This is a genomic window from Aestuariivirga sp. (assembly GCF_047600585.1).
Classification (GTDB): domain Bacteria; phylum Pseudomonadota; class Alphaproteobacteria; order Rhizobiales; family Aestuariivirgaceae; genus Aestuariivirga.
Map to the genome: position 1 here is coordinate 2,675,588 of NZ_JASGKP010000001.1, position 12,569 is coordinate 2,688,156.

The 12,569-nt window shown below is 63.8% G+C and carries 8 protein-coding genes and 1 pseudogene; 5 read left to right on the top strand and 4 right to left on the bottom strand.

Translation table 11 applies throughout. The features are described 5' to 3' along the window. The first annotated feature begins 6 nt into the window (after positions 1-6). Positions 7-936, top strand: a complete 930-nt coding sequence (locus QM801_RS13280) for an SRPBCC family protein (RefSeq protein WP_415019690.1) — start codon at positions 7-9, stop codon at positions 934-936. 123 nt (positions 937-1,059) lie between these two features. Further along, positions 1,060-2,223 (top strand): GNAT family N-acetyltransferase, encoded by a 1,164-nt coding sequence (locus tag QM801_RS13285; RefSeq protein ID WP_415019691.1) that lies wholly within the window; start codon positions 1,060-1,062, stop codon positions 2,221-2,223. 7 nt (positions 2,224-2,230) lie between these two features. Here QM801_RS13285 and QM801_RS13290 read toward each other — a convergent pair whose 3' ends face one another. After that, a complete protein-coding gene (locus QM801_RS13290; RefSeq protein WP_415019692.1) occupies positions 2,231-3,838 on the bottom strand; it encodes a L,D-transpeptidase family protein in 1,608 nt (535 codons plus the stop codon). A gap of 50 nt (positions 3,839-3,888) precedes the next feature. Further along, entirely contained in the window at positions 3,889-5,238 is a 1,350-nt protein-coding gene (locus QM801_RS13295; RefSeq protein ID WP_415019693.1) for a glutamine synthetase family protein, read from the bottom strand. A 96-nt stretch (positions 5,239-5,334) separates the two neighbouring features. Here QM801_RS13295 and QM801_RS13300 point away from each other — a divergent pair, with 96 nt between their 5' ends. Both QM801_RS13300 and QM801_RS13305 read left to right on the top strand, forming a co-directional pair. After that, positions 5,335-6,612, top strand: coding sequence for an NAD(P)/FAD-dependent oxidoreductase (locus tag QM801_RS13300; RefSeq protein ID WP_415019694.1), 1,278 nt, complete (start codon positions 5,335-5,337; stop codon positions 6,610-6,612). A 149-nt stretch (positions 6,613-6,761) separates the two neighbouring features. Continuing rightward, a pseudogene (locus QM801_RS13305) lies at positions 6,762-9,732 on the top strand (NAD(P)-dependent oxidoreductase). A 69-nt stretch (positions 9,733-9,801) separates the two neighbouring features. Here QM801_RS13305 and mbfA read toward each other — a convergent pair. Next, on the bottom strand, positions 9,802-10,758 hold the full coding sequence (mbfA, locus tag QM801_RS13310; RefSeq protein ID WP_415019695.1) for an iron exporter MbfA: 957 nt from the start codon (positions 10,756-10,758) through the stop codon (positions 9,802-9,804). 169 nt (positions 10,759-10,927) lie between these two features. Between mbfA and QM801_RS13315 the strand changes: the two genes are divergently transcribed. Next, a complete protein-coding gene (locus QM801_RS13315; protein WP_415019696.1) occupies positions 10,928-12,037 on the top strand; it encodes a phosphatase PAP2 family protein in 1,110 nt (369 codons plus the stop codon). Position 12,038: 1 nt separating this feature from the next. On the opposite strand, the gene crcB is transcribed toward QM801_RS13315, so the two are convergent. After that, entirely contained in the window at positions 12,039-12,419 is a 381-nt protein-coding gene (gene crcB / locus QM801_RS13320; protein WP_415019697.1) for a fluoride efflux transporter CrcB, read from the bottom strand. Positions 12,420-12,569 lie beyond the last annotated feature (150 nt).

A 12,569-nucleotide genomic window follows, 5' to 3' on the forward strand; every position in this document is an offset into this window, starting at 1 on the left:
CATCCTATGGCGCGCGCTTATGCCAGCATCGTGATCAATGCCCCTGTCGAAGCGGTCTGGCCGCTGGTGAGGGATTTCAATGCGCTGCCCAAATGGGCACCCGCCATCGCCAAGTCGAAGATCGAGGGCGGTCTCGATGCCGATGTGGTGGGCTGCGTGCGCTCCTTCCACACCCATGACGGCGGCCACATCCGCGAGCGCCTGCTGATGCTGGACGATGCGCGCTACTGCTTCAGCTACAACTTCGAGAAGCCGGCCTTTCCGGTGCGGAACTATCTCGCCACGCTGCAGCTCTATCCCGTCACCCACACGAACCAGACCTTCGCGGAATGGACGGCGACCTTCGACGAAGGCCCGGGTGACGAAGGCAAGTATGAAAAGCACATCTCGAAAGAGGTCTTCACCGCCAACCTGAAGAACCTTGCCGCCATCGTGAAGCGCGACAAGCCGCAGGCCCCTGCCGGTGCCGTGCGCTGGAAGGGCGGACAGCCCAACAAGGTCTGGACCTCGCGCGTCATCAAGGCGCCCGCCGACAAGGTCTGGGCGATCATGCGCGACTTCGCCGGCATGGGCGCCTGGCATGGCGACATCACCAAGATGCACATGCTGAAGAAGGTGCGCTCCGACAAGGTGTCGGGCGTGCGCGACTTCTACTTCGGGGAGGGCCATCTCAACGAGGAACTGCTGCACCTTTGCGACATCACCCGCAGCTTCAGCTACCGCATCACCAAATGCGAAATCCCTTGGATCAACTATGTCTCGGGCCCGCGTCTCTGGCCGGTGACGGCGGACAACACCACCTTCGGCATGTGGACGGGCGACTGGCAGGCCTCGCCCCAGGATGACCTGATCCTCATTCCGCGCACCGAGCAGAACGTTTACCAGCGCGCCTTTGCCGAACTGGAAAAGAACTTCTTCGGCAAGAAGAAGGGCTGAGCGCGCCCGTCAACCATTCGGGTTTACCATCTCCGGCCTTGCCGCCCGCAAGGCACCGAACTTGCAGCCATTGCCTCAGGAAAAGGTAGTGGCATCACCGTGAATTACTTTTCGACAGGATTTGTGCGTGAAGGGTCCCAATCTGAGACATCGGATTGTGCCGTTTCGCTCGCGCGCTCGATCGCGGACCTGAACGCCGTGGCGCCGGAGTGGCGCGACCTGGACCAGCGTTCCAATGCCCCCTTCGTCTATTTCCAGTCCATGGACTGGTGCCTGCAATGGTGGCTCCGGCAGTCGCTGCCGGGTCAGGAGCCCTTCGTCTTCCTGGTGCGCGAAGGGGGGAAGCTGGTCGCCGTGCTTCCCATGATGCTCACGCGGAGCGCGGGCGTGCGTGTGCTCCGTCCGCTGGGAGACCCTCATACCCAGTATTCGAACCTGCTCACCGAAGCAGGCCGCCTCTCCGAACAGGCAACTGCTGCCCTGCAGCAGGCACTTGCAAGTGCTGACGTGGACCTCCTGCTCTTCCACTATGTGCCGGAAGGCTCGCCCCTCCTCGGCGTGCTGCCCGATGCCAGCACGGCGCCCGAACTCGGCAATGTCTCGCTGCAATATGATCTGTCGGCCCACCCTTGTGCGGCCTCCTACGACAAGGCCGCCGACAAGAAGCTGCGCCAGCTGCGCCGCCGCGCCGACACCTACCTGAGCAAGCACGGGCCCCTCTCGCTCCGCGTGCTGAAGCCCTCGGATGAAGGCTATTGCGCCGCGATCCGCGACTGCATCGCCATGAAGATGGTGTGGATCAGCGAAACGGCGCGCAACCTCGATGGCCTCGGCCAGAAGCACCACGCAGACTTCCTCTCCGCCCTTGCGGGCGCGCAGATGCTGGAGGGCGGCATCGTCTTCGCGCTCATGTCGGGCGACGTCGCCGTCGCCTACCAGATCGGCTTCCTGCAGCGCGGCCAGTATTATCTCTACACCGCCGGTTTCGACTGGAGCCTGCGCGCCTTCTCGCCCGGCATGGTGCTGATCGACATGACCATGCGCTGGCTCATCGACCACGGCATCGAGACCTTCGACATGATGGGCAATCCCTCCGGCTACAAGGAGCGTCTCGCCAACCGCCAGACGCATCTTGCAGGCTACGTCATGCCGCTGACGATGATGGGGGCTGCCTACGGCACTGTCTGGGCGCGGAAGCTGCGGCCCGCCATGCGCGATTTCTATCACCGCGTTCCGGTGCCGGTGCGCCGAACCCTCAACCGCCTGCGGAAGCCGCTGGCACGCTAAACGGCGATCAGCTTGCCGGGCGGCCGAACAGCGCCGCCTCGAGCTTGCGGTCACGTCCATAGACATCGGTGCGGAACTCGATCCCCTGCTGCGAGGCAAAGGCCGTGGCATAGACGATGTGGATCGGGATCTTCTTCGGCAGCACGATCTTCTGCGTCTTCTGCGTCGCCCAGATGCTGTCGATGAGGCTGCGGCTCATGCCGAGCTTTTCGCCGAGCAGTTCGTAGGCGAGGTCGGTCGGGCGCGAGAGACGGATGCAGCCATGACTGAAGGCGCGCGTCGAGTTGGCGAACTTGTCCTTGGCGGGCGTGTCATGCAGATAGATGTTGTAAGGGTTGGGCAGCATGAACTTCACCTTGCCCAGCGCATTCTTCGGTCCCGGCTTCTGTCGGAAGGTGAAGGGGAAGTTGCCCGTACCATAGCCGCCCCAGTTGATGCTGCCCCAGTCGGACAGCTTGCCGTTCACGAAGACATCGAAGTCCTCGGCGTAGGCATAAGGATTGCCGCGCAGCTTCGGCAGCATTTCCTTGGTGGCGATGGAATAGGGCACCGTCCACGTCGGGTTCAGTTCGACATATTCCAGTTCGTGCGAGAACTCCGGCGTCTGGGTGGCGACCGCGCCCACCACGACGCCCATGCGCTCCCGCTCCACATTGCCCTGCACCCATTCCAGTTCGAAGCCCGCGATGTTGACGAGGAAATGCTCCTGGCCCAGATCATCGGGCATCCAGCGCCAGCGCTCCATGTTGAGGATGATCTGGCGCTGCCGTTCGGCGGGCTTGATGTTCATCGCCGTCACGGTCTGCTTGCCGAGCAGGCCCTTGGCCTCAAGACCGTGGCGCACCTGGAACTTCTTCACCGCCTCGAAGAGCTGTGCGTCATACTTGGTCGAGTCCGAGTCCGGACCTTCGTAGTCGCCGGTGAAGGTGAGGAGCTCGCGGATCTTCGGCACGCGCGGATCGTTGCCGCCGGGCTTCAGGCTGTCGCCCTGGCCGATCACCGGCCATTCCAGCCCTTCGTTGATGACGCGGGTATAGGCCCGCAGCATGCGCTTCAGCGTCTGGTAGTGGTTGCTGCGCGGCTCGAAGAGCGACAGCGCCTTGCCGGCATCCGGCTGCTTCTGCATGTCCGAGAGGACGCGGAGCGCATCGATGGTCTTGCGGCTGCGGAAGAGATTGGGATCGACCTTCTGCGGCGCCACGCGGCCGATCTTCAGGTCGGCAGCATAGGCGATGAAGAAGGAGGAGAAGTAAAGCTCGGCCTTGGCCCCTTCGGCAACGCCGCCCGATTGCGCGTCGGCGGCCAGCTGGCGGAGCGAGTCGATCGGGTAGGCATTTGGATCGAGGCCATCCAGCGTGGCGTTCTGCAGGCGCTGCAGGAACTGCTGCATGTGGTTGGTGCCGACCCAATAGGGCTGGGCGTTGTTCTTGATGTAGAAGGCCGCAAGAGCCTGACGCACCTTCTCGATGGGCAACGGCAGGCGGTCGCTGCTTGACAGCGTGCTCACCACCGCAGAGCGCACGGCGGCGGGCGGGGCTGCGGCTTCGGCCAGCACCGGCACGGACAGCACCAGTGCTGCTGCGAGAAGCAACCGTTGCCAGACCTTGCGCATCATCCGAACACTCCTGCCCTCAATCGCCGGGAATCAAAGAGATAGCATGACACTCAGACGTTGAGGAGCAGGTATTCCCGTTCCCACGAACTGATGACACGGCGGAAATTCTGCATCTCCTCGAACTTCACGTCCTGATAGGCTTCCACGAACTTTTCCCCCAGCACCTGCTTCAGCGGCTTGGTGTAGTTCAGCTTGTCCAGCGCCTCGTCGAGGTTGATGGGCAGCGTGTGGGCATAGCGGTAAGCCGAGCCCTCCACCGGATCGGAGGGCTTGATGCGCTCGATCATGCCGAGATAGCCGCAGGCCAGCGATGCCGCGAAGGCGAGGTAGGGATTGGCGTCCGCCCCCGGCACGCGGTTTTCGAGACGCAGGTTGGCCGGATCGGACGACGGCACGCGCAGGCTCACGGTGCGGTTGTCGACGCCCCAGTGCACGTTGGTGGGCGCATCCGAATCCGGCACAAGGCGGCGGTAGGAGTTCACGTTCGGTGCACAGAGCGGCAGGGCCGCCGCGAGATAGCGCTGCAGGCCGCCGATGTGGTTGAGGAAGTATTTCGACGGCTTGCCATCCTTGCCCGAGAAGATGTTCTTGCCCGTGCGGGTGTCGAGCACCGACTGGTGGATGTGCATGGAGGAGCCCGGCTCGTTGGCATGGGGCTTCGCCATGAAGGTGGCATACATGTCGTGCTTCAGGGCCGCCTGGCGCACCGTGCGCTTGAACAGGAAGACCTGGTCGGCAAGTTCCAGCGGGTCGCCGTGGTTGAAGTTGATCTCGAGCTGGGCCGGGCCGCTTTCGTGGGAGAGCGTGTCCACGTCCAGTTCCTGCGCTTCGCAGTAATCGTAGATGTCTTCCACGATGGGGTCGAAGTCGTTGGCGGCGTCGATGCCATAGGCCTGGCCGCCGGGCTCCTTGCGGCCGGAGCGCCCCACCGCCGCCTCGAGCGGATAGTCGGCATCGGGGTTGCGCTTGACGAGATAGAATTCCAGTTCCGGGGCCACCACCGGGCGCCAGCCCTTCTCCTTATAGAGATCGAGCACGCGGCGGAGCACGTGCCGGGGCGCGATCGAGACCGGCTCGTCGTTCAGGTGGAAGGCATCACAGATCACCTGGGCGGTGGGCTCGGCGTACCACGGCACCATGCGCACCGTGTCGACATCGGGTTCCATGTAGATGTCGATGGCGCTGTCGGAAACCGCCTGGGTTTCCTGCACGTAGCGGCCGTTGATGGTGAGCGTGAAGATTTCTTCGGGGATGCGTAGCCCGCGGTTGCGCTGCCCCTTGAGGAACTTCTTGGGCGGCAGGATCTTGCCGCGCGCCGTGCCGGACATGTCGGCGACCAGGCATTCAACCTCGCTGATCCGGTTGTTGGTGATGTATTCCTCGAACTTGGGGTGACTCATGATTGATCGCTATGCTATTGATATTCGGTCAATAATGCCTTGTTTCGGAGGTTTCCGGAAGGGGGCATCGGAGCCCCGTCCTAGAGCGTTGAAAGCATGAAGAAATCACTGACCAGCCAGAGCTACTACGAGGCGACCGCCAACCGGAACGAGATTTATCCCTCGCTCGCGGGCGACGTGACCGCCGACGTGGTTGTGGTGGGAGGCGGCTTCACCGGGCTCTCGGCGGCGCTCGAACTGGCAGAGGCGGGGATGAAGGTCGTGGTGCTGGAAGCAGGTCGGATCGGGGCCGGCGCCTCGGGCCGGAACGGCGGGCAGGTCTGCACCGGCTTTTCGCCCGGGCAGGCGCGGCTTGAAACCCAGGTCTCCAAGGCGGACGCGAAGCGTTGCTTCGACATCGCCGAAGAAGCCAAGGACCTGATCGAGGCCCGCATCGCCAAACACCGGATCGATTGCAACCTTGTCTGGGGGTACCTCCACTGCATTCCGAAGCCCACCCAGATGGGCATGCTGAAGGCCTGGCAGGACGAGTATGAGGCGCTCGGCTATTCCGGCTGCGAGGTGCTGGACAAGCACGCCCTTCAGGCGAAGCTGGGCTCCACCCTGTATCATGGCGCGCTGCGCGAACCCCGTGCGGGGCATTTCCACACCCTGAATTATCTGAAGGGTCTTGCCGCCGCGGCAGTGAAGGCCGGCGCCACTTTGCACGAGCAATCCCGCGTGCTCGAGGTGAACACCGGCTCTGCCCCCTGGGCCCGCACGGCGGCGGGCAAGGTCTCGGCGAAGTTCATGGTGATCGGCGGCAACGCCTATCTCGGCAAGACAGTGCCTGCCCTTTCGGGCCGGGTCATGCCGGTCACGAGTTACATCATCACCACCGAACCTCTTGGCGAAGCCCGCGCCAGAAGCCTGATCTTTGACAACGAGGCAGTGGCCGATACCAATTTCATCGTAGACTATTTCCGCCGCACGGCAGACAACCGCCTGCTGTTCGGCGGACGCGCCAGCTATTCGACGCTCGAGCCCGCCGACCTTGGCGCCTACATGCGGCCGCGCATGCTCAACGTCTTTCCGCAATTGTCCGACGTGAGGATCGAGCACGCCTGGGGCGGCTACATCGCCATCACCTCGAACCGCATCCCGGACTGCGGGCGGCTTTCGGCCACCACCTATTATGCCCACGGCTATTCCGGCCAAGGCGTGGCGCTAGCCCAGATGTACGGGAAGCTGATGGCGGAAGCCATTCGCGGCACGGCGGAGCGCTTCGACCTTCTCGCCCGCTTCCGTCACCTGCCCTTTCCCGGTGGTCCGGTGCGGACGCCGATCCTCGCGGCGGCGATGCTTTATTACCGGATCAAGGACGCTCTCTCCTGACCCCGCACGGCTGAAGGGCGTTCGTCATCGCACGCCATGTCGGAAAATGATGGAGTGTTGGCGGCGGCGGACGGCCCCCTTCCCTTCAGACTGCGCAGGAGTGATGATCAGACCAGGCCTCGTCAGCAGGCCGACCGGAGGGAAGACCCATGTCCGATATCGAGACATTGAAGCGCCAGCACGCCGCGGCTCTTGCCGCCACCGCAGGAGGCCCGCCGGCCCGCACCGGCAATCCCTTCTTCGGCGTGGGCCCGATCACCGACAATGCCGCCGACGAAGTGGAAGCCCGCCGCAGCCGCTTCCAGTTCGAGCACTGGCTGGAAAAGAACTACCGCAAATTCGACGACACGGGGAAAGACCTCGGCCCCTTCACCGCAGCGGAAATCGGCCGCTCCATGCACCGCGGCTATCCCGCCGACAAGTTCATCCTCGACATGATGCGGGAGATCCACACCTACTTCGGCTTCCCCAAGTCGAACCGCATGGCCGTGGGCCTTGGCGGCGGCCACTCCGGCTTCACCGTGGCGGCCCTTCACCTGATCGGTGCGGATGCCGGCCAGCATGTCTACATCGACACGCCCCGTCCCGAGAGCGAGGCGGGTGCTGCAGGCGGCTTCTTCCGCCAGTCCTGGGGCGCGCAGATCGTCGAACTGATGCGCCTCTCGAAGTCGGGCGATGAATCGCGCCTGCACTTCGCCGAGAACGAAGGCGCCATTCCATCCGCCGCCACGCTTTCCGCCATGGGCGTGAAGCTGGTCTTCGGCGTGGGCCACGAAACGACGGGTGCGACCACCTACACCAAGGCCGAGATCGAGAACCTTCTCGCCTGGATCGAGAGCAACCCGGATGAGCATCACGCCATGCTTGATGCCACGTCGCTTCTCGGCGCCATGCCCTGGGGCGAGGACCTGGTGAAGAAGGTGACGGAGAAGTGCTGCTTCTTCATGCCGTTCCAGAAGGCGATCGGCGGCGTCTCCGGTTACTTCGTCATCTCCTTCACGCCGCAGGCACTGGCCCTCGTCGAGCGCAATGCCAAGGCGCCGCTTGCTGCCATTCCGCGCCAGCTCAAGCTCGCCACACCGCTCGACCAGAAGAAGCCGCTCACCGGCGAGCGCAGCGTCAACATCGGCCCCTTCTACGATCCCGCCACCGACAAGATGCTGGGTGGCGTGATCAACACCTTCTCCACCATCGCCTTCGCCGAGACCACCTTCGGCCTGCAGCGCGTGGCGAAGATGATCGGCTCCGTGGAGAAGATGAACGCGCGTTCGGTCAAGAACCGCGATGCGCTGAACCAGTGGATCGCAAAGCAGTCCCTGCTCCAGCTTGGCGTCGCCGAGCCCGAGCGCCGCGGTGCTGCCGTGACGCTGCTCCGCGTCAATGATCCCGACATCAGCGATGCCGCCATTCACGCCCGCATCATCGCCCGCTCCAAGCAGTTGCTGGGCGTCGAAGGTCTCACGCACCCGAACGGCGAACGTGAGCCCGGCCTTGATGTAGCCCGCTACGTCAACGCCTTCCCCGGCACGCCCGGCGACTATCGCGCCTGGATCGGCGGCATCCGCGAGACGAAGGACGTGATCGCACTCGCCGAGAACCTGACCTATGCCTATCTCCGCGCCAAGGCGCTGGTGCTGGAAGAGGAGATGGTGAAGCTCGGCCACAAGATCCCGCGGACCAAGGCCACTGCCGAGTTGCCGCGCGTTGACGATCCGGCACGCGCCTACAAGGTGCTGATCGCCGATCTCGTCGGCCTGCGCTTCGACAAGAAGAAGAAGCCGGATGCAAGCGAAGTGAAGGCCTACGTTCTTGCAAAGGGCGGCGAGTTCCACGATGGGCCGCAGGACAAGAAGAAGGCCTATGCCCCCGGCAAGATTCATTTCTTCTACATGCCCGACCTCTCGACCGAGGCGGAAATCCTGCCGCTCACCAGCAAGGGCCAGTATGACGCGGTGATCGCCGCCGCGACCTTCCTGCCGAAGGACGCGCATTTCCCGCTGGGGGGCGTGCGCATCGGCGCCGGCACCGGCAACATGCAGTGCGCCTGCTGGGGCGGCGGCAACGGCACGGGCGGAACGGCACCGCTCATGAACACGCCGAGCTTCAACAGCCGCGCCACGGCACAGATGACGATGAAGGCACTGCTCAAGGTGCTGCCGGACCTCGACGTGGAAACGCTGCACAAGCGCTCTGCCACCGGTCGCTTCGACACCGGCAAGGACCTCAAGGACTTCCCCACCGAGAAGCTCGAGGGCAAGACCATGGGCATCATCGGCTATGGCAACATCGGCCGCGAAGTGGCGCATCTCGCCGCCTGCTTCGGCATGCATGTGAAGGTCCATGCCCGCCCGCGCCACCGCGTGTGGATCGAGTTCGGAAGGTTTCACCTTCGCGCCCACCGCCGAGGATGCAGCGGCGGGGGCTGACGTGATCAGCGTGCACACGGGGCTTGGCGCGCTTGATCCCAAGACCAAGACCTTCGCCAATGCCGGCGTGATCGGGGCATCGGTGCTCTCGAAGCTCAATCCCGGCGCCATCCTGCTCAACTATGACCGTGGCGAATGCGTCGACGTGAAGGCGCTCGACAAGGCGATGAAGTCGGGCCAGGTGCGCTACGCGGCGATCGATGCCGATCTCTTCAAGTCCGGCAAGAAATTGTCGGGGCCGCTCGTGCCCTATCTGCCGCTTGCCAAGAAATACAAGGGCCGCATCGAACTCCTGCCCCATGCGGCCGCCGATACCGAGCATGTCTCGCGCGTCGAAGGTGCCAAGCAGGCGGTGGACCAGATCTTCGACGTGATCCAGTACAAGCGCGTGCACAGTCTGAAGGGTGATCTGCCGGAAGGCCATGTCAACGCCGGACCTTCGACGGTGAGCGGCGTGGGCAAGGTCACGCGCAACGATCTCACCGCAGCGGTTGCCAACAAGAAGGCGATTGCGGAGGTGCGCGGTCTTGCGGAAGAGGTGGCGGCCATTCTCGCGGCCCTCGACTCCTCCTCACAGGCGGATGCGGTGCGCCTGCAGATCGAGGCGCATGGTGCGGCCCTGCTCAAGGCGTCCAACACGCTGCAGACAAGGCTCCGCGCGCTCGGGCTGGAAGGTCCGTACTACGGGGATTGAACGCAACAGCCGTCTCTCAAACTTCGTCATTCCATCGGAGTGACGCGTGTAAGAGAGTCCTCGGCAGTTCTACGCGCTTCCGATCAGGATGCCCGTCAGGAATACGAGGAAGCCGCCCACCGCGATCTGGAACGCGGCCTTGAGGAAGGGCGTGTCCATGTACTTGTAGCGGATCCACGAGATCGCCCAGAGTTCGCAGAAGACGATGAAGATGGACACCCAGGTGGCGATGGTGAAATCCGGGATGAGATAGGGCAGCGCATGGCCCATGCCGCCCACCGCCGTCATGATGCCGGCGGCGAGGCCGCGGATGAGCGGATGGCCGCGGCCGGTGAGCTTGCCGTCATCGGACAGCCCTTCGGCAAGACCCATCGAAATGCCCGCACCAAGCGATGCCGCGGTGCCGACGAGGAAGGTCTCCCAGGTATTGCCGGTGGCAAAGGCGGCGGCGAAGAGCGGCGCCAGCGTCGAGACCGAGCCGTCCATCAACCCGACGAGGCCGGGCTGAACCACCTGAAGCAGGAAGAGGCGGCGCTCGGCCTCGCCTTCGGCTTCCTTGGCATCCGTCGTCACATGCTGGGCTCCAAGGCGCGCGGCAAGGGACTCGTGCCCCTTCTCGGCCATGGCGAGGGTCTCCAGCAGCTTCTTGATCTGCGGGTCGGCGCTCCGCTCGGCGGCCTGGGTGTAGAAGCGGTAGTTTTCCAGCTCCACCATTTCCGCCCGCTGGCGCATCGCTTCGATCCCCAGCTTGGAGAGCGTCCACGCCGGCTTGTGGCGGACGAAACCGTTGATGTCGCCGCGGCGGATGAGCGGAATGAACTCGCCGAACTTCTTGCGGTAAAGCTCTGTCAGGGCGCGGCGGTGATCGTGCTCTTCCTCCGCCATCTCGATGAAAACCTTGGCCGAGGCGGGGTAGGTTTCCATCAGCGCATTGGCAAAGCCCATGTAGGCCCGGGCGTCATCGTCCTCGCTTGAAATGGCAAGGGCGAGGATTTCCTGTTCGGTCAATTCGGAAAAACTCTTCATGCTAACTTTCTAGAACGCTTCTAATTTTTGTCCAGATCAGTCGGCGGCTTGCGGCGCTGCACCATCATTCCCGCCCTCCGCGTTAGCCCCTGATATTCCTTAAAATTTCGACGCCCCGTTAACCCTGTTTTCAAAACTGCCCTTAAGACGCCCTGCCGTATGGGGAAGCATGTCCAGCACGCTCCCGGGCCATAGCCTTGCAAACCCCCTGCCGCGCCTCTCCGCCATTGCGGATGCGGTGCTGTCGGGTTTCCGCCGCCATGCCCTGCTTTATTCCTTTGCCGCCTTCGTGATGGCCGCCGCCACGCTCGAGGCCCGCCTCCTCGGCCTGCCGCTCGACCTGCAGATGGTGAAGCTCTTCACCGGCCCGGTGCTGCTCATCCTCGTGATCATGATCCTGCTCGGGCTCGCCGCCGAAGCAGTGCGCTTTGCCCGCAGCGGCAGCGACGGCAGCCTCACTGCAGCGCTCGGCCGCAAGCTCCTCGGCGACTACCTGTCCCCCCTCCGCATCAGCAACGCTGTGCATGCCTTCCTTTTCATGAGCGCCTACATGGTGGGCTACACCTTCATCAAGAAGGCGATCCCCGCGGCGCACCCCTTCTCCTGGGACGGCGCCTTCGCTGCCTGGGACCGGGCCCTCCACTTCGGCCATAACCCCTATGAACTCCTGTCGTTCCTGGACGTTCCGCTCATCACCTTCATCCTGAATGTGAACTACAACATCTGGTTCTTCGTGATGTTCTCGCTGTGGTTCTGGCAGGGCTTCTCTGGACAGGACACGCGGCTTCGCCTGCACTTCCTTCTGGGCTTCACCCTCACCTGGTTCCTTGGCACTTGTGTCCTCGGAACGGTGTTCTCCTCCGTCGGTCCCTGCTTCTATGGCCGCCTGCTGCCGGGCGACGACCCCTACGCGCCTGCCATGGCCTGGCTTGCCGAAGCCAACCGCCACTATCCCATCTGGTCACTGAACGTCATGGATGAGTTGTGGAAGACCTACGAAACCGGCACCGGACTGGTGAACGGCATTTCCGCCATGCCCTCCATGCACGTCGGCACATCGGTGCTGTTTGCCATTCTCGGCTTTGCCTCGGGCAAGCGCTGGCTCGGCTACCTGCTCTCGGCCTTTGCGCTGATGATCTTCCTGGGGTCGGTGCATCTCGCGTGGCACTACGCCATTGATGGCTATGCCGGCGCCACCATCGCCATTTCGGGCTGGTGGCTGGCGGGCAAGCTCATCGACTGGGCAAGGCCCGACCTGAAGGCCGTCGCCAGCGCCTGACTCAGCCGCCGGCGAACTGGCGCACCAGCGCGAGGCCTGCGAACAATCCGCCGATCGACAAGGCCACGGAGGTGACGAGATAGAGCGTCATGCCGGTGATGTCGCCGCGTTCCCACAGCAGCGCCACATCGAGCGAGAAGGTGGAGAAGGTGGTGAAGCCGCCAAGCACGCCGGTGGTGAGCAGCAGCCGCCAGGTTTGCGACGCCTCGCCCTTGAAGGCGAAGTAGCCCGCCAGCAGGCCCATGACGAAGGAACCGATCACGTTCACGCCCAGCGTGCCGAAGGGAAAGCCGGTTCCGAAGAGACGCGCCGCCCCGATATTGAAGCCATGGCGCAAGGCGCCGCCAACACCCGCTCCGAGAAAGACGATCAGGTAGGACATCGTGAAAGAACCTCGCGTGCCCGCGGCGCTGTGCCGGGCCTTGGGCCAGATAAGATAGTGTCCGTGAGCTAAAGCAGAATCCGGGCGCGGTCAAAGGCCACGCGCACCCCCTTGCACGCTCCGGCGGCTGTGCCATCCTTCCGGCGGGGG

What these genes read in the sequence shown, in the direction of transcription:
- QM801_RS13290 (WP_415019692.1), bottom strand. Translation starts at nt 3,838, where the DNA reads ATGATGCGCAAGGTCTGGCAACGGTTGCTTCTCGCAGCAGCACTGGTG.
- crcB (WP_415019697.1), bottom strand. Translation starts at nt 12,419, where the DNA reads ATGTCCTACCTGATCGTCTTTCTCGGAGCGGGTGTTGGCGGCGCCTTG.
- QM801_RS13295 (WP_415019693.1), bottom strand. Translation starts at nt 5,238, where the DNA reads ATGAGTCACCCCAAGTTCGAGGAATACATCACCAACAACCGGATCAGC.
- QM801_RS13280 (WP_415019690.1), top strand. Translation starts at nt 7, where the DNA reads ATGGCGCGCGCTTATGCCAGCATCGTGATCAATGCCCCTGTCGAAGCG.
- QM801_RS13315 (WP_415019696.1), top strand. Translation starts at nt 10,928, where the DNA reads ATGTCCAGCACGCTCCCGGGCCATAGCCTTGCAAACCCCCTGCCGCGC.
- QM801_RS13300 (WP_415019694.1), top strand. Translation starts at nt 5,335, where the DNA reads ATGAAGAAATCACTGACCAGCCAGAGCTACTACGAGGCGACCGCCAAC.
- mbfA (WP_415019695.1), bottom strand. Translation starts at nt 10,758, where the DNA reads ATGAAGAGTTTTTCCGAATTGACCGAACAGGAAATCCTCGCCCTTGCC.